Origin of the sequence: uncultured Shewanella sp. (genome assembly GCF_947501665.1) — a bacterium.
Lineage (GTDB): Bacteria > Pseudomonadota > Gammaproteobacteria > Enterobacterales > Shewanellaceae > Shewanella.
The window spans coordinates 117,998-136,044 of sequence record NZ_CANMWS010000012.1 but is presented as its reverse complement, the minus strand read 5'-3'; the positions used below and the strand labels follow the sequence as shown (position 1 = coordinate 136,044).

General features: G+C 39.1%; 15 protein-coding genes. 14 read left to right on the top strand and 1 reads right to left on the bottom strand.

From position 1 onward, the window contains the following. The first annotated feature begins 37 nt into the window (after positions 1 to 37). The 11 genes from cheY to Q0976_RS11055 all read left to right on the top strand — a co-directional run bounded on the left by cheY (position 38) and on the right by Q0976_RS11055 (position 10,971). The gene (gene cheY / locus Q0976_RS11105) at positions 38 to 421 is read left to right on the top strand and encodes a chemotaxis response regulator CheY (RefSeq protein ID WP_299493880.1); all 384 of its coding nucleotides are present in this window, start codon (positions 38 to 40) and stop codon (positions 419 to 421) included. An 11-nt stretch (positions 422 to 432) separates the two neighbouring features. Next, positions 433 to 1,170, top strand: a complete 738-nt coding sequence (locus tag Q0976_RS11100; RefSeq protein WP_299493879.1) for a protein phosphatase CheZ — start codon at positions 433 to 435, stop codon at positions 1,168 to 1,170. A 144-nt stretch (positions 1,171 to 1,314) separates the two neighbouring features. Continuing rightward, on the top strand, positions 1,315 to 3,537 hold the full coding sequence (locus Q0976_RS11095; protein WP_299493878.1) for a chemotaxis protein CheA: 2,223 nt from the start codon (positions 1,315 to 1,317) through the stop codon (positions 3,535 to 3,537). 111 nt (positions 3,538 to 3,648) lie between these two features. Continuing rightward, complete coding sequence (locus tag Q0976_RS11090; RefSeq protein WP_299493877.1) at positions 3,649 to 4,818, top strand: chemotaxis response regulator protein-glutamate methylesterase; 1,170 nt, start codon at positions 3,649 to 3,651, stop codon at positions 4,816 to 4,818. A gap of 39 nt (positions 4,819 to 4,857) precedes the next feature. Next, the gene (locus Q0976_RS11085; RefSeq protein ID WP_299493876.1) at positions 4,858 to 5,313 is read left to right on the top strand and encodes a hypothetical protein; all 456 of its coding nucleotides are present in this window, start codon (positions 4,858 to 4,860) and stop codon (positions 5,311 to 5,313) included. Positions 5,314 to 5,348: 35 nt separating this feature from the next. Further along, positions 5,349 to 6,140 (top strand): ParA family protein, encoded by a 792-nt coding sequence (locus Q0976_RS11080; protein WP_299493875.1) that lies wholly within the window; start codon positions 5,349 to 5,351, stop codon positions 6,138 to 6,140. Beyond that, the gene (locus Q0976_RS11075) at positions 6,124 to 7,062 is read left to right on the top strand and encodes a chemotaxis protein CheW (protein ID WP_299493874.1); all 939 of its coding nucleotides are present in this window, start codon (positions 6,124 to 6,126) and stop codon (positions 7,060 to 7,062) included. The genes Q0976_RS11080 and Q0976_RS11075 overlap by 17 nt, the downstream gene beginning before the upstream one ends. A gap of 7 nt (positions 7,063 to 7,069) precedes the next feature. Next, positions 7,070 to 7,558, top strand: a complete 489-nt coding sequence (locus Q0976_RS11070) for a chemotaxis protein CheW (protein ID WP_299493873.1) — start codon at positions 7,070 to 7,072, stop codon at positions 7,556 to 7,558. A gap of 465 nt (positions 7,559 to 8,023) precedes the next feature. Beyond that, positions 8,024 to 8,428, top strand: coding sequence for a DUF2802 domain-containing protein (locus Q0976_RS11065; RefSeq protein WP_299493872.1), 405 nt, complete (start codon positions 8,024 to 8,026; stop codon positions 8,426 to 8,428). Positions 8,429 to 8,925: 497 nt separating this feature from the next. Then, positions 8,926 to 9,702 carry a VacJ family lipoprotein gene (locus tag Q0976_RS11060; protein ID WP_299493871.1) on the top strand — a complete coding sequence of 259 codons (777 nt, stop codon included), beginning with the start codon at positions 8,926 to 8,928 and terminating at the stop codon, positions 9,700 to 9,702. A 159-nt stretch (positions 9,703 to 9,861) separates the two neighbouring features. After that, on the top strand, positions 9,862 to 10,971 hold the full coding sequence (locus Q0976_RS11055) for a response regulator (protein WP_299493870.1): 1,110 nt from the start codon (positions 9,862 to 9,864) through the stop codon (positions 10,969 to 10,971). Positions 10,972 to 11,033: 62 nt separating this feature from the next. Here Q0976_RS11055 and Q0976_RS11050 read toward each other — a convergent pair whose 3' ends face one another. Then, entirely contained in the window at positions 11,034 to 12,539 is a 1,506-nt protein-coding gene (locus tag Q0976_RS11050) for a peptide MFS transporter (RefSeq protein WP_299493869.1), read from the bottom strand. A gap of 523 nt (positions 12,540 to 13,062) precedes the next feature. Between Q0976_RS11050 and rfaH the strand changes: the two genes are divergently transcribed. From rfaH to Q0976_RS11035, 3 genes are all read left to right on the top strand, one after another. Continuing rightward, positions 13,063 to 13,584, top strand: coding sequence for a transcription/translation regulatory transformer protein RfaH (gene rfaH / locus Q0976_RS11045; protein ID WP_299493868.1), 522 nt, complete (start codon positions 13,063 to 13,065; stop codon positions 13,582 to 13,584). 553 nt (positions 13,585 to 14,137) lie between these two features. Further along, positions 14,138 to 16,087, top strand: a complete 1,950-nt coding sequence (locus Q0976_RS11040; protein ID WP_299493867.1) for a monovalent cation:proton antiporter-2 (CPA2) family protein — start codon at positions 14,138 to 14,140, stop codon at positions 16,085 to 16,087. Positions 16,088 to 16,221: 134 nt separating this feature from the next. Beyond that, positions 16,222 to 17,997, top strand: a complete 1,776-nt coding sequence (locus Q0976_RS11035) for a DUF885 family protein (RefSeq protein ID WP_299493901.1) — start codon at positions 16,222 to 16,224, stop codon at positions 17,995 to 17,997. Positions 17,998 to 18,047: the final 50 nt, after the last annotated feature.

The following is an 18,047-nucleotide window of genomic DNA, read 5'->3' as shown; positions in this document are numbered from 1 at the left end:
ATTTTAATAAGTAAAGAATAAATCCGCGGAGGATACCTTGGACAAGAATATGAAGATTCTGGTTGTTGATGATTTTTCAACAATGAGACGTATCATTAAGAACTTGTTGAGAGACTTAGGCTTTAATAATACCCAAGAAGCCGATGACGGTTCAACAGCGCTGCCTATGCTACAAAGAGGCGATTTTGACTTTGTCGTGACCGACTGGAATATGCCGGGAATGCAAGGTATTGATTTATTAAAGGCGATTCGTGCCGACGACAGTTTAAAGCATTTGCCTGTTCTCATGGTGACTGCTGAAGCGAAACGTGAGCAAATTATTGCTGCGGCTCAGGCGGGGGTTAATGGTTACGTCGTAAAGCCTTTTACTGCTGCAACACTAAAAGAAAAGCTCGATAAAATTTTCGAACGATTAGCCTAAAGTAGGGGCATATGGAAGCACAAACCTTACCGCTCATCAATTTAAAACAAGCTGAACAATTAGTGGAATACCTTTCTGCTGGCGATCAAGCGAGTGCTGATGAGCTGATAAAATTGATTGCTAGCCCGTTGCAAAAAGATCTTTTTGATGAAGTGGGTCGATTAACACGCCAACTTCATGATGCAATTGTGGATTTTCAAGTTGATGAACGTTTAATAGAATTGGCTAATACGGATATTCCCGATGCAAAAGAACGCTTAAATTATGTCATTGATATGACAGAGCAAGCAGCCAATAAAACCATGGATGCGGTAGAAGGGTGTTTACCGCTGGCGGATACATTAAGTCGAAATATTGCCTCTATTCGTCCTTCGTGGGATAAATTGATGTGTCGAGAGATAGAACTTCGAGATTTCAAAACGTTATGTCATGAAATACAAGGTTTTATTGATGGCAGTGAGATGGATTCTCAGCAATTGAAGTCATTATTAAATGAGATCCTATTAGCACAAGATTTCCAAGATCTAACGGGGCAAATGATCCGGCGTGTGATTGAGTTAGTGAAAGAAGTCGAATCCAGCTTAGTGTCATTATTGACCGTTTTTTGTGATGCGCCTATTAATAACCAATTGGGTCATGATGATAAGAAAGTGGCAGCCGAAGGCCCCATCATAAATGCGCAAAGTCGCGAAGATGTCGTGACAGATCAAGATGAAGTGGATGATTTATTATCCAGCTTAGGTTTCTAGTTTATGCTCGTTGGTTTTGAGCTCCTAATAATGCTGTATTTCTAATACGATTAGAGATATTAGCCTTATTAGTGGGTTTAGGTGTTGATAAAAATATAAGCAATATAATGTTTGCTATAGGTTTCTAAGGGAGAGGTCGAAAGGATGTCCTTTGATGTTGATGAAGAGATACTGCAAGATTTTTTAATCGAGGCAGGCGAAATTATCGAGTTGTTACAAGAGCAATTGGTTGCACTTGAAAATGATCCCGACGATACCGATTTACTCAATGCCATTTTTAGAGGTTTCCATACTGTAAAAGGTGGGGCGGGTTTTTTAAGTTTAGGCCCAATGGTTGATGTCTGTCATGAAGCCGAAAATACTTTTGACTTGCTGCGTACAGGGCAAAGACAAGTGTCTGCAGATCTGATGGATACTATTTTGCAAGCCATTGATGCGATTAATGCAATGTTTGCTCAAACTCAAGCCGGATATGAACAAATTCCAGCCGATCCTTATTTATTATCTCAACTAAAACGACTCAGTAGCACAGAGCATCAAGACTCGATTGAGAATGGTAATGTGACAACTCAAATTATCACGAAAAAAGAAGGGATATCTACGGCAGATAGCGTTGGAGGCCTTAGAAATACAGAGCAAGGTCTAAGTTTAGAACTTGAAAATCATGGCAGTATCGATGACATCAATCAAGCTGAGTTTGACGCATTATTAGATGCCTTACATGGTGATGGTAATGGCCCATCATCCGATCTAAACTCCCAAGAAGAGGCAAGTTCACATCTAACCCCTGCGGCAGTCATCGACGCCGAATTAATTCAAGAGTCTGCTCAAGAGTTATTGGGCGCGAGCAAATCAAATGAAGATATTACCGATGATGAATTTGAAGCATTGTTAGATGAGCTACATGGTGATGGACAATTTAAGTCGACCACCGTTGAACCTGCAGTCGTTGTTCCTGAGGTTGATGTTGATAATACAACGCTCTCAGATGATATTACTGATGATGAATTTGAAAGCTTACTTGATGAATTACACGGTGCAGGGAAAGGGCCTAAAGGTGATGCCTCACTCACTGTTCAACAAGGTGGGGTGATAGAGTCTTCTATTTCTGAAGGAAAAGATAACACCTCACACAAAGTCGCGCAGTCTATATCAGCGGTTAAAGCCACTTCAAAAACCAATACGACGCAAACAGAAACCACTGTTCGAGTAGATACTGCTCGTTTAGATCAGATCATGAATATGGTGGGTGAACTTGTCTTGGTGAGAAATCGTTTATTGAGTTTAGGGGTGGCGCGTGATGACGAGGATATGTCCAAGGCTTTGGCCAATCTCGATTTGGTAACAGCCGATCTGCAAGGTGCGGTGATGAAAACGCGCATGCAACCGATTAAGAAGGTGTTTGGTCGATTTCCTCGCGTGGTGAGAGATTTAGCACGGAGTTTAAATAAAGATATTGAATTGCTGATGATCGGGGAAGACACTGATTTAGATAAAAATCTTGTAGAGGCTTTAGCCGATCCTTTAGTGCACTTAGTACGTAATTCGGTGGATCATGGTATTGAAATGCCGGATGTACGGGCCGCTAGCGGAAAAAGTCGTACTGGAAAAATTACTTTGTCAGCAAGCCAAGAAGGCGATCATATTTTATTAAAAATAGAAGATGATGGTGCAGGAATGGATCCTGATAAATTGAAAAAAATCGCAGTCACTCGAGGTGTTATCGATATTGATACGGCATCGAGAATGTCTGATCAAGATGCATATAATTTAATTTTTGCCCCAGGTTTTTCTACTAAGGTTGAAATATCGGATATTTCTGGTCGTGGCGTGGGAATGGATGTAGTGAAAACACGCATTGCTCAGTTAAATGGGACTGTGCATATTGATTCGTTTAAAGGTAAAGGTACTCAATTAGAAATTAAAGTACCGTTAACATTAGCAATTATGCCAACCTTAATGGTTGAAGTGGCCACACAAGTCTTTGCTTTGCCTTTATCCAGTGTCAATGAGATTTTCAATTTAGATTTAAATAAAACCAATATGGTGAATGGGCAATTGACCGTGATTGTCAGGGATAAAGCTGTACCGTTATTTTACTTAGAACATTGGTTAAGCCGGCAATCAGGGCAAAATGTGAGTGCAGAAAATGCAGCTCGACATGGCCATGTCGTCGTCGTCCAATTAGGAACCCAGCAGATAGGCTTTGTAGTGGATGCTTTAATAGGTCAAGAGGAAGTGGTCATTAAACCCCTTGGTGCTTTATTACATGGCACAGCTGGTATGGCGGGGGCGACAATTACTTCTGATGGGGGGATTGCGTTGATTTTAGATGTACCAGGCCTATTAAAACATTATGTTAGGTAATGCGGCAAATTAATATAGCGGGGTCTTTGCAGATCTTAATTAACATGAAGTGTTCTATTCGTGTTGATAGCGATTGATGTATTTGTTTAAAAGCGCTGTGTAGGGATGTAAATGGGCATAAAAGTATTGGTAGTAGATGATTCAAGTTTTTTTCGTCGCCGTGTAAGTGAGATGATTAATCAAGATGCCGATCTTGAAGTCATAGGAACCGCTGTCAATGGACAAGAAGCGATAGAAATGGCTGCGCGTTTACGACCACAAGTGATCACCATGGATATTGAAATGCCTATTATGGACGGTATTAGTGCCGTCAAAGCCATCATGGCAGCTTCTCCTATTCCTATTTTAATGTTTTCATCATTAACTCATGCCGGTGCAAGTGCCACATTAGATGCACTTGAGGCGGGAGCGCTGGATTTTTTACCGAAACGTTTTGAAGATATTGCGACGAATAAAACCAGTGCGATAACGGTATTACAGCAAAAAATTAAAACTATAGGTCGGCGGCGGTTATTGGGTAGCGGGCAGGCTCATTTAGGCCGACCTTTAATGACACAGAGGCGAGAAAATTCCCTTAATACTAAGGTGGCTGAATCAAATGAGCTTGCCTGTAACTCGTCGTTACCTCCCTTAGCTAAAAGCCATCAAATTGAGTCAAAAAGAGCATCAACCAACATAGGATGTGTGAAACGGGCCAGTGGAAAAAACTATAAATTGGTGATGATTGGTACATCCACAGGCGGTCCAGTGGCATTACAAAAGGTATTAACGCAATTTCCCGCTCATTATCCCTATCCTATTTTACTTATTCAGCACATGCCAGCCGCTTTTACGCCTGCATTTGCGAGTCGATTAAACAGTCTTTGTAAAATTGCAGTTAAACAGGCTGAAAATGAAGAAATACTGCGTGCAGGTTGTGCTTATTTGGCGCCAGGAGGCATGCAAATGATGCTGGATAGAGGGGGGACATTTGGCCGCATTAAGCTTCATGTTGGAAAACCAGAGTTAAATTATAAGCCGAGTGTCGATATTAGTTTTGCATCAGCATCGAAAGTCATGGCAGATAAAATCTTGGCGGTAGTATTAACAGGAATGGGAGCGGATGGGCGAGAAGGGGCTCGTATGTTAAAAAGCACTGGCGCGACTATTTGGGCACAAAATGAAGCCAGTTGCGTGGTGTATGGTATGCCCCAAGCAGTGGTTAAAGCAGGTTTAGCAACGAAAGTTTTGGCCATAGAGGATATTGCCGATGCTATTTTATGTGAAACGGGCATGGGGTAAAATGGTGCGTCTATTGACTGTCAGCTTCAATTTTTTCTCATGAGCTCCGTCACCACGTTACTCACTTTTTTATTGCTGGTGACCTCAGTGACTTTTGGTGGGTTATATTTTGATACTTGGCAAAAAAATAAATCGTTAAATGAAACTGTGAGTCAATTAAAAGACAGTCAAGTGTTATTGAGTGTATCGGCTGAGCAAGCCTCTGTGATTGCGGCTTGGATGAATTCGCATCCTGCATATGTTGAAGGAATTATTCAACAAGCACAGAGTTATGATGTTGCCCCAAGTACTGATCCGGTCGTTCAGCCTTATTATGGGGAGAAAAAAAGCCAACAGAAGGTGATAGAATTGAATACTGCGATGGATGATGCTGTGGAAACAATAGAAAAAAAACAGAATCGATTGATGTACAAAGAAACGGTCATCGATGAATCGGCTGAAGGTGTCAAAACTATCGCTTTGCCCCATGGCGGGATCAGGATCACCACACGTTAACGTGATAGGGTAACGGGGAATAAAGGATTGATTCGATGAGAGTGTGGACAGTGGCTAATCAAAAAGGAGGCGTAGGAAAAACGACGACGGTGGCAAGCTTAGCTGGCGCTTTGGCTAAGCGAGGAAAAAAAGTGCTCGTTGTAGATACCGATCCTCATGCCTCTTTAGGGTATTATTTCGGTATGGATCAAGATGAATTACCAGGGTCACTTTATTCATTATTTCTTGCCCATCAATCATTGACTCTTGAAAAAGTCCAGACCCACATTATTCCGACCAATGTGCCCCAAATTGAGTTATTACCTGCCACAATGGCTTTAGCTACATTGGATAGGCAACTGGGGCATCATGATGGTATGGGATTAGTATTAAATAAAATATTAGCGTTGGTTGAACATCGTTATGATGTGGTGTTAATCGATTGTCCGCCCGTTTTAGGTGTGTTAATGGTGAATGCTTTGGCTGCCAGTGAACATATTATTATTCCCGTTCAAACTGAATATTTAGCATTAAAAGGATTAGATCGTATGGTCAAAACCTTGTTGTTAATGGGGCGGGCTAAGAAGATGCAATATCATTTTTCAGTGATCCCTACCTTATACGATAAAAAAAGCCACGGTGCAGCGAAAGTGCTTAAGCAATTAATGTTAGATAATTCAAAGCAAGTTTGGCCCAATATGATCCCTGTTGATATTAAATTTAAACAAGCCAGCTTGGCTCATTTACCGCTTTCTCACTTTGCTAATCGAAGCCGTGGTGCAAAGGCTTATGATAAATTATTGAGTTTTTTACTGTCTCAGGAGAAACGTCATGTCCAACTTGAATGATGAAGCAGTATCTGATTTTTTCTCTATTTTGCTTAAGGATGAACAGCAAGATAAGCAAGTATTAAAACCTATGAATGCGCGACACTTTTCAAAGGCCGATGCTGTGGTTGAAAGGCCATATTATCAAAGGGAAAAAGAGCGAAATAAGCTTGATAAACAAAATCTATCGGTGCTTTTATCTTCGGTTAAAGGGGAGAACGCGGTACAAGAGATAATAGGTTGTGAGCAAGGGGCCTTTTCTAGAAAAGGCGTTGGGCATGAGTTGCCTACCTCTCGAGGAAAAGCGTCACTGGAACCATTCATTTCGCCTAAAGAAAATATGACATCAGTCGATAATTTTGGTGAGTCAAGGTTAGATAATTTTAAGAGAGACCACAGTGAAGATAATCAGGCTGAAACGGTAGATGAAAATATAAAAATTAGTACATTACCTTCTGCTCAAAATGAAACTGTGTTTTTTTTATGCGAACAACTTGATGAGACGTTCCAAGTCTTGTTTTTTGAACTTGCAGGGTTAACCTTGGCGGTGCCTTTATTGGATTTAGGCGGCATTATTAATGTTAAGCGAGTGAATGAGATTTTAGGGAAGCCAGCTTGGTATTTAGGGACGCAGGTTCATCGAGGATCACACATTAATCTTGTCGATACATGTGCTTGGATGATGCCAGAAAATAAGGCGCTGTGTGTCAATGCAAATGCGTATAAATACATTGCGTTGTTGGGAAATAGTCAATGGGGATTGACTTTTAATCGGGTGGTAAAAACAGGCCAATTGATTAAATCTCAAGTACAATGGCGTAAAATGTCGGGAAAAAGGCCCTGGCTTGCCGGTGTAGTGAAAGAACAAAAGTGTGCAATTTTAGATGTTAGAATGTTGGTTAATATGTTAAACCAAGGGTTAAGCTGTCAGGGAAGCAATTGAGGTAAATATGAATAATTCAAATAGTGTTGCTATGGCAGCAGAAGAAGATGCGGTATTACAATGGGTCACCTTCAAGTTAGATGATGAAACCTATGGCATTAATGTTATGCAAGTACAGGAAGTGTTGCGTTACTCTGAAATAGCACCAGTACCAGGTTCACCGCATTATGTTTTAGGGATTATCAATTTAAGAGGCAATGTGGTTACGGTTATTGATACTCGGTGTCGTTTTGGTTTACCTGAATCAGCTGTGAATGACTCGACTCGAATTGTGATTATTGAAGTCGAAAAGCAAGTCATGGGTATTTTGGTTGATAGTGTGGCTGAAGTGGTCTACCTTCGCCGTTCTGAAATTGATAATACGCCAAATGTAGGAACAGATGATAGCACTAAGTTTATTCAAGGTGTCAGTAACAGAGAAAATGAGTTATTGATTTTAATTGACTTAGATAAGCTGTTAACGGATGAAGAGTGGATGGAACTTTCTCAGTTATAAGCGTAAAACATACTGATTTAATGGCTTGATTGATTTTATAATATTCAAGTGAAATGAAGCGGTGAGTTTTAAAACCTTCAGATGTCTTAGTTCAAAGCGCATCATTGAGAGTATGTAAGCATATTTTGAAATGATAGCATGTAGAAATAAGGCATTTGAGAGCTCCCAAATCAGTTGACTCTGATTAATATAGAAGGGAAGCGCTTTTGCTTTATAAAACATTTTATTAGAGTTTTATAATGCTAAGTTTCCTACTTTAAATGGGCTTAAATATTTTTCTTTTCAGCTAAGTTCTGTATTGTTATTTGGGCATAAGTGGCTAAGTTGTTTTCGAGTCACTTGTACATACCTGCATGATAATAATGTAAATCAACAATGCTGCTATTATTGAGCAAAGTGAAGGTATAGCACTTATCGGGAGCCAAACTTAGATAGCTGTGAGTACCAAATCTAGAGGAATAAAGAGTGACAGATGAAGTGTTAATTGCTGCTACATTGGTGTTTATTGTTGCTTGTTTAGGCTTAGTATTATATTTACAACATCGAATTAATCAATTACGGATTGATATTGATGATCTAAATGAGCGCCAGGATGTGACTGATGAGCAGAATGTCTCTTTTAAGCATGAGTTGAAAGAGTTACGTAGTGGTACCATTGGGGTTGGACGCCGTGTACTTAATTTTGAGAAAAAATTAAAAACACAAGATGCTAAAATTGATGAGACCCATTTACAAGATCCCCAGGCAAAACTGTATTCAAGAGCAATGAAAATGGTGAGCTTAGGGGCAGATGTTGAAGAGCTGATTCAAGAATGCGAGCTTCCTAAAGCAGAAGCTGAGCTACTTCTTCGTTTACATGGAAAAGCTTGAAAATCATTTTGAACATTCAGTTTGGTATTTTGGCCTATTCAGATACATTGTCGAGTACTTGTGCCATTGAGTTAACGAGTATTGAGTGGTTGAACGTGGGAAGAATACCCCATTGAACCATGAAAATTTTTTAGGTGATATGGTATTATCAATATTGTTTAATGCTATGTAAATTTGGGTGATAAAACTGAATAGGTATTTTAGGATTAATAAAGCTGATTAGCCCATGTTGATTTGATATTCTTCATCTCGATTGTTGATCATATTGTGATAAAAGGTGGAGTAGAATAGCCTATATAAGGGTGTATTGTTACTATTGGTTTATTGGTTTATTGGTTTATAGATTATTAGTTGAGCTGATAATATTTGCTAGTTTTTGACATGGCAAGGATATATTAAAATGAATCCGCTTTGTCGTATCAAAGAGGGATTTTCGCTTTCTCTGTAATTGGCAGAGCAAATAACTTTAATTATATTGTTTTATAAATGAGAAGAATATGACGTTTAAATGGATTGCACTGACTGTGGGGTTTTCTCTGTCTGCATTATCCTCTTCATTATTGGCTGAAGAGTCAAAAGTGGGTGAAAGTAAAGATGTAACAGTGACTTATAATGATCCACGCGACCCTATTGAAGGGTTTAACAGGGCAATGTGGGACTTTAATTATTTGTATCTTGATAAATACATTTATCGTCCTATTGTTCATAGTTATCAAGATTATATCCCTCGTCCGGTGAGAACTGGGGTATATAATGTGGTGCTTAATCTTGATGAACCAAGCAGTGTTGTCAATAACACGTTACAGGGAAAATGGAAGTGGGCTGCTAATGCTGTGGGGCGCTTTACGGTCAATTCGACTTTAGGTATTTTTGGTGTTTTTGATGTGGCTGAGCAAATGGGCATGCCAAGAAAACAAGATTCTTTAAGTGAAGTGATGGGGTACTACGGTGTGCCTGATGGACCTTATTTTATGGCACCTTTTCTTGGACCTTATATTACTCGAGAAATCGCATTTGATTGGGTAGATAGTCTATACTTTCCAATGACAGAGTTTACTATCTGGCAGAAGTTTTTAAAATGGGGTATTGAAGGGATAAGCAAACGGACGGCTGTGATAGATCAAGAAAGGTTGGTCGATAATGCGCTCGATCCTTATACCTTTGTTAAAGACGCTTATTTTCAATATGTCGATTACAAGGTTTATGATGGTGATGTGCCACAAAAAGCCAATGATGATGAATTACTTGATGATTATATGCAGGAGCTCGATTAACCGTTTGAGCACGGCCTTAAATATCTCAAATGTCTTCGTAAGTCATTTACAGACAGTCAAGGAACGAGTGATATTTTATTCAGGAAATTATGATTTGCGTCGCAGTAACTAAATACCCATGATCTTGATTAAGCTCATGTTGGGTGTTGAGGAGTCGCAATGGCGCTAAAAAATTTATCAATTTTGTTTGTTGAGGATGATCCCGTTTTTCGTCGTCTAGTGACTTCATTTCTTGAGTCACGAGGTGCACAAGTTTTTGAAGCTAAAGATGGTCAAGCGGGGCTGTCTTATCTTTCTCAGTATCGTTTTGATATGATTATTGCTGATTTAAGCATGCCAAATTTAGGCGGTTTAGAGATGCTAAAGCAATGCGCTACTACTTATCCTGATATTCCGTCAATTGTTATGTCCGGTAGTCCAGTGATGTCTGATGTGCTTGAGGCATTAAGACATGGTGCATCCGATTATTTAGTGAAACCGATTTCCGATCTGTATTTAATTGAAAATGCCATTCATGAATGTTTGAATACGGATGTTGAAGCCTCTTTTCAATTAGACAATGTGGAAGAACTGTCTTATTTAGAGTTACAGCAACATTTGCGCTTACTTGAGCAAGACAAACTGGCGGCAAAAACGGTTCAACAACAATTATTACCACCTTCTCCGGTGCGTTATCATCAGGGACTGATTGAATATAGTCTGTTTACTGGTGGGGAGTTAAGTGCTCATTTCATTGATACGGCTTTGGTTGATGATAAGCATATTATGATTTATATGGCGCACTTTCATCCGCATGATAATCGTGTTGCTTTTGCCAGCGTATTACTAAAAAGCTTTGTTAATTTTAAGTTGAAACGTTTTAGAAATCAATTATCTAATACTTTGGTTAAACCGCATGATATGCTGACTTATCTTAATGAACGCATGAGTCAGTCTGGTTTGAATATTTATGTCGATATGGCTTATATCATCATTACATTAGCGGATAAAAATGTGGCTATTGCCCAGTCAGGTAATGCGCTACGTTGTTATTTACGTAATGATGAAGATCTTACGCCGATTGCTTTGCCTGATACCCTTCAACTGGGCGTATTAAATTGGGGGCAACCCTGTATTCATAATAGGCAGTTGCTGGAAAATGAGCGATTATGTATTGCGACTCATCAGACAGAGCATAAAGCACGCTTGCTTAGTAATCAGTTCCATGGGTTAATGTCGGATGATTCATTACCAGCGGGTGGTTATATTCAGTTAACTCTTGCTCAATAATGGCTAATAAAAAGCACCTCAATCTTGAGGTGCTTTTTACTTCATCATCTTATATTACAATATTATGATGGTTTAATTGCTTCGTGTTCAGCAGTAACGGCAACTTCTTCAGCTAAGTGTTCTGCTGTGCCGTGTGCATGCCCTTCAGCGCCGTGCATCCAGTCAACCAGTTTATCTGCCATTAAGTAGAGGATAATCGCAGAGACTGCTGCTGTGATACCTATTCCCGCAAAAATAGACATTGCGTTAGCTAATTGCTCTTCTTTGGGGCCACCATGACCAATGAAAGATCCTATAATGCCACCAATTTTATTGGCTGCAGCAATAAATAGGAACCAAGCGCCCATCATAAGTGATGCGATACGCAGTGGTGCTAATTTAGTCACCATAGACAAACCAATGGGGGATAAACACAATTCACCCATGGTATGAAAAAAGTAAGCTCCGACTAACCACCACATACTTGATTTGGCATTAGCGTCACCACCCATTTCCATTACTGCCCCAATCATGAATAAGAATCCAATACCAAGCAATACAAGACCGAGTGCAAATTTAATGGGGGAGTTTGGCTCATTCTTGCCTAAACGTACCCAAATAGAGGCGATGACAGGGGCAAATACAACAATAAAAATAGCATTCAGTGATTGGAACCAAGTCGTTGGGACTTCAAAACTGCCCACAAAACGATTGGTAAACTCATTGGTAAATAAGTTCATCAGGCCACCGGCTTGTTCAAAGCCAGCCCAGAAAACAATGGTAAATAATCCCATCACCATGATGACTTTAATACGATCACGTTCAACTTTTGTTAATGGTTCTTTACGGGTATTACCAGCATCGAGCGATTTTTGTTTTTCCAGTTTCGCAGCTGGAACGGTACCAATGTCACCTAATAATTTTTGTGCAAATACAAATTGGATGATTAAAGAGACTATCATACCAATACCAGCAAAGAAGAAACCTGCTTGCCAGTTGTTAATGAAGACACTTTCACCATCAATGACAATAGTATGACCAAAGTGCGTATAAGCCCAAGCGACTAAGAAACCAGATAAAGCTGCACCTAAGTTGATGCCCATATAGAAAATGGTAAATGCCCCATCACGACGGTGATCACCTTCTTCATAAAGATCGCCTACCATAGTGGAGATATTAGGCTTAAATAAACCATTACCTATGATCAATGTAAATAGACCCACATAGAAAACGGTGGTTTCAATGCCCGCACTCCAGTGATGAGGGGCTGCCAGAATAAATTGGCCGATTGCCATCAAGGCACCACCAATGTAAATGGCTTTTCGTTGACCTAAAATATTATCGGCTAGCCAACCACCGATTAAAGGTGTTAAATAAACTAAGCCAGTGAAAGTACCGTATAACGATAAGGCATCTGCGCTATTCCAACCTAATCCTCCTCCTTCATCTTGTACTTTGTCGACCAGATATAGCACTAAAATAGCGCGCATGGCATAGTAACTAAACCGTTCCCATAATTCTGTTGTAAACAACAAGAACAACCCTTTTGGGTGTCCAAATATTGTTCCTTGAGACTTTACTCCGCTCATGTAGATCCCCACCTTCAGCTGATGATTTTTCGTCTTATATTGAGTAAGCCGAAAAATTTGTTATATGCATGAATGTTATTAATGACAGATATGCTATTTGTTAAAATTGTTTAAAAATCACATATTCATAACTGTATTTTTGTTTTTATGTTTATTAAATGTTTTTAAAATGACTCATTAAATAGAGCTTAATGCTAAAAAGCTAACAATATATACCCTTTAAATGGGACTAAAGTCAATGATACGGGCTTGTTTGTTGATAATCTGAGCGGAATTGTCTTGTTGAACTGCTTGTTTCTTAAATAGTGCTCGTGTTAGTAATATTTTAGTGTTTTGTTCACAGCCAGACTGAATGGAATGATTAAACGTGATACGAGAAATAATTTGGTTGATAAAACATCAGTTGGAAAGTGTAGATTGCATTTTTCATTAAACTGATCATGACTATGTGTTGAGATTTGTTATGATGCGCATGGGGATGGTGAGTATCTCAATTTTATGAATAAGGAATTAAGAATATAACATGAAGGCTTGGTATCTTTTGTATTGTAAGCCACGTGGTGAGGTCAGAGCGCAGCAAAACTTAGCAATGCAGAATATTGAAACGTATCTGCCGACCTTATCAAAAAAAGTGACGCTTAAGGGTGAATCGACAATAAAAAAAACACACTTATTTCCAAGTTATGTCTTTATTTATTTTGATCCTTTAGAAACCAGTGTGAGTCGTATTCATTCTACTCGAGGTGTAGTACGTATTGTTGGATGCAAAGAGATCATGACACCTATTCATGACAGTATTATTGACGCTATTCGAAAAAGAGAAGCAAGCATTCTTGCCGAAGTGAAAAGTGATATAGAGGGAGAAACGTTTTTGAATGATCCCTTTACTTCAGGAGATAAAGTGCGCTTTACTCAAGGTCCTTTTGTTGATTTAGAGGGTATTTTTTCAGAAAAAAGTGGCGATAAACGTTGCCATATTCTGTTTGAATTAATGGGTAAACAGCAACGTATTGAAGTAGACGCTGCATCTTTAGCGCCAGTTTAATTATTAACGTAAGCGTACCAACTTTACTATCTGAATTTACTTGATTTCCTATATTAAATGATCGAGCCAATCCTTTGGCTCGATTTGTTTTAAGTCTTATCTATATCCTCCTATACTGAATATAGTTTCTTAAAGTGACGTGAATTTGTTAGAGCGGGCTCTTTTGTGGTGGTTTTTAGGCTCTTTTTTACAAAGATTATTTACAATAAGTGTTAAATACGTTCGCTGAATTCTTTTTGATAAATAATGAGGACAGCGTTTATGGCCCCCTTTTACTGTGTTATCGTTCATTTTGGTTAATTATATGGTTAAAGGAGTGTGTAACATTTGAACTTTACCTAATGATTTTTAGCCTGAAGAAGACAGTATGACGTTTGACTCAAAGTCGATGGTTTCAAGAATGAAGAAGCTCACGGGGCGTCTGGTATTAAGACCAAGAATAACGACTTAGCATTTGCTGCATCTAAAAAGTCATAAATTTATGTAGACATTATCACCAAAAATCAGTAGTTCATCATATTGTATTTTCATATTTTGGGGGAATAAAATTCTAATGAACCACGGCTTGTTGATCCAAATCCTATTCATGTTAGTGATTGCTATTATTGCTATTGCAATGTTGAGGCGAGCAGGTTTACCTGCTATTTTGGCTTACTTATTGACTGGGGTGATAAGCGGGCCGAGCGGGTTTAATTGGTTTAGCCAGCGAGAAATTCATTCGGTTGCAGAATTGGGTATTGTTTTACTGATGTTTAGTTTAGGTCTGGAGTTTTCTTTGCCCAGACTCTGGGCTATGCGACGTAAAGTTTTTGGATTAGGTTTTGCTCAGCTTACCGTGACTGTTGGGATTGCGATGTTAGCTGCGATCATTTTTGGTTTAAATATGGTGGCCTCATTAGTGGTAGGGGCCGCGATTGCGTTGTCTTCTACTGCAATAGTGCTGAAATTGTTAAATGATCAAGGTTGGCTTCGTCGCAGGCACGGTGAATTGTCTGTCAGTATACTGCTTTTTCAAGATATCGCTGTGGTGCCTTTACTTATTTTATTGCCTCTTCTTTCAGAACAACAACAAGCGTTTACTTGGTTTGATATTACCACAAGCTTATTGGAAGGACTTGCTGCCTTTTTAGCACTGATTATTGTGGGAAAGTGGACTCTGCCTAAACTGTTTGATGAAGTGGCTAGAGCACGTTCAAATGAGCTATTTGTTTTATCAACTTTAGTTGTTTCGTTAGTGACTGGTGCGATTACTCAATGGGTGGGTTTATCCATGGCATTGGGGGCATTTATTGCAGGGATTTTATTAGGTGAGAGTCAATATAAAAGGCAATTAGAAGCCGATATTCGACCTTTTAGAGATTTATTAATGGGGTTATTTTTTATCTCTATTGGTATGTTACTCAATTTCCATATCGTAATGCAATTTTGGTGGGAGATTTTATTATTACTGGTGGGAGTATTATTTGTTAAAACTGCGATTATTTTTCTTCTTCTCAAAGTGACAAAAGAATCATTTAGGATTTCCTTATCCACTGCATTGACCTTAGCGCAGATGGGAGAGTTTAGTTTTGTCATTTTATCCTTAGGGGTGAGTTATCAATTAATTGATAGTCAAGTCAGTACTGTATTTGTGATGGTGGCTGTGCTCTCTATGGCTTTTGCGCCTTGGTTAGTTAAAAACAGTATGAATATTGCTAAAAGATTACAAGGTGTGAAAACGAAAGCAAATAATATTGATGCCGTTAAAGCTTTGCCAAATGCAAAAGGAGAGCTCGTCTTGATCTTAGGTTATGGCCGAGTGGGGCAGACGATAGCCCGCTTTATGAAAGTGGAGGCGATCCCTTATCTGGTGCTTGATTTAGATCCTAAACGTGTTGCAGAAGCGAGAGCTGCAGGGGAACCCGTTTATTTTGGCGATGGTTGTCAGCGAAGTATATTGAAACAAGCTAATATTCGTGAGGCAAAGCTGGTTGTTATCACATTGGGTGACAGTAAAGCAGTGGAAGATGTGTTGTGCTTATGTCGGCAGTTAACCCGTGATGCAAAAATTTTGGTTAGAACGCGTGATGATATGGATATGGATGTACTAGAGAGAGCTGGAGCGAGTCAAGTTATTCCAGAAACCTTAGAGGGGAGCTTGATGTTGGTCTCTCAGGTTCTTTATCAGTCAGGTGTGCCTTTGAGTCGAATTTTAAAACGACTTGAATTTGAAAGGCGTCATCATTATCGGTATTTGCACGGTTTTTTTTCGGGGGCAGATACTGACTTTACCTTAGAAAGGTTACATGCGATGGCTTTACCTCAAGGTGCTTATGTAGTGGGGAAAACGTTAGCAATTATCCCATGGCAAAAATTGAGAATAGAGTTACGAGCAATAAGGCGTTCTGGCGCTGAAATTGAATCACCTCCTCTGGATTGGCAGTGTAAAGCGGGGGATATTCTTATTTTATTAGGTAAGCCTCGTCGTATTGAACGTGCAGAAAATTGGCTATTAAAAGGCTAAACCTGATTGTTACTATTGTGTGTAAAATGTTAACCTTGTCTGATGATGGATAATGATTAGCAGGGAAAGAAATGATAAAAAAAACAGGGAAGCGGTTAGGGTTTATTTTACTGAGCCTCACGTTATTGTCGAGTATGTTTGTTGCACATGAATGGTTTGCTCAAAAACCTTTTATCTTTAGAGTATTTTTAGATAGAAGTGTATTAAAAGTGGCGTTAGATAGCCCTGAAACATTAACGTCTTTAGGGTTTCTGGAATCATTAGGTATTACTTCGCACAATGGTCAACTTAATAATGATAGCCCCGAAAAAATGGATGAGCTACTGGCACAGGTCGATGATTTAAAAGCGACATTATTGAGCTATGATGATGCTTATTTAGATGAAAATGAGTTATTGTCTAAAGATATATCACTTTATCTACTGGATTTCATAATAGAAAGTAAAGCATATCGGTATCATAATTATCCTGTTAATCAGTTGTTTGGTGTGCAAAACGGGTATCCGAGTTTTATGGCATCAACTCATCAAATAAATAATATTACTGATGCTGAGTATTATTTATCTCGTTTAGAAAAAGTAAAAATAAAATTTGCTCAAAATCTAGAAGGTCTTCAACTTCGTGAGCAAAAAGGCATTATTCCGCCTAAGTTTGTCATTGAGCGTGTACTCACAGAAATGAATGCCTTTGTAGAAACTCCGGTTGAAGATAATATTCTTTATACTGCGTTAGTGGATAAAATGAATAAAGTGCCTCATTTTTCACAATTCGATAAAGAACGTATTTTACTCGCAGCTAGAGTACTCATCCAAGATAATGTGTATCCAGCTTATGATTTATTTATTCATTATTTTGCTAAATTGAAAAGCAAAGCCGTGAATGATGCCGGTTTTTGGCATCTGCCCAATGGTGATAAAGCCTATAAGCAGGCATTAAAGTTTTTTACTACAACAGATTTATCGGCTGAGCAAATCCATCAATTGGGTTTAGATGATGTGAGACGTATTCAATCTGAAATATTAAGCATTTTAGACACCCAAGGGTATGAAGTGTCAGAAGGCTTCACTCAGTCAATGGCCGTTCTAACTAATCAAGCTGAATTTTACTATGAAGATAGTGCCGCCGGACGGGCGCAAATATTGCAAGATTATAACCAGATCCTGACTGAAATTAATCAGGGGATCGATGCCGCATTTGGTGTAAAACCTGAAGCATCACTTGAAGTCGTACGTATTCCTGAATTTAAAGAGCAAACCGCACCGGGGGCTTATTATGAGATGCCAGCTATTGATGGGAGTCGTCCAGGGCGCTTTTTTGCTAATCTTTATGATATCAAAGCAACGCCTAAATTTGGCATGAGAACATTGGCCTATCATGAAGGGGTTCCTGGGCATCACTTTCAACTTTCTGTTGCTATGGAACTTGAAAATATGCCTTTTATTCGGAAAATGGCGCCTTTTGTTGCCTATTCTGAGGGCTGGGCATTATATTCAGAGCGAGTGGCATGGGAACTTGGTTACCAAGCGGATCCTTTTGATAATATTGGTCGTTTACAAGCGGAGCTTTTTAGAGCCGTTCGCTTAGTTGTCGATACAGGTATTCATCATAAACGCTGGACAAGAGAGGAGGCAATTCAATATATGTCTAATAATACGGGCATGCCTGAAAGTGATGTAATAGCTGAGATTGAACGCTATATTGTGATGCCAGGACAAGCGACAGCCTATAAAATTGGTATGATGAAAATTTTATCCTTAAGAGAAAAGGCGCAATCGACTTTAGGAGAAGAGTTCAGTTTAATTGAGTTTCATAATGTGATTTTGAAGAATGGAGCTATGCCTTTAACCATTTTAGAACGCGTTGTGGATAGCTATATTATGGCAAATGTAGAAAAACGTAATATCCAATAAAGCGATAAGCTCAACGTGAGGTTAAACGGTATGATGACTGAATAACGGGC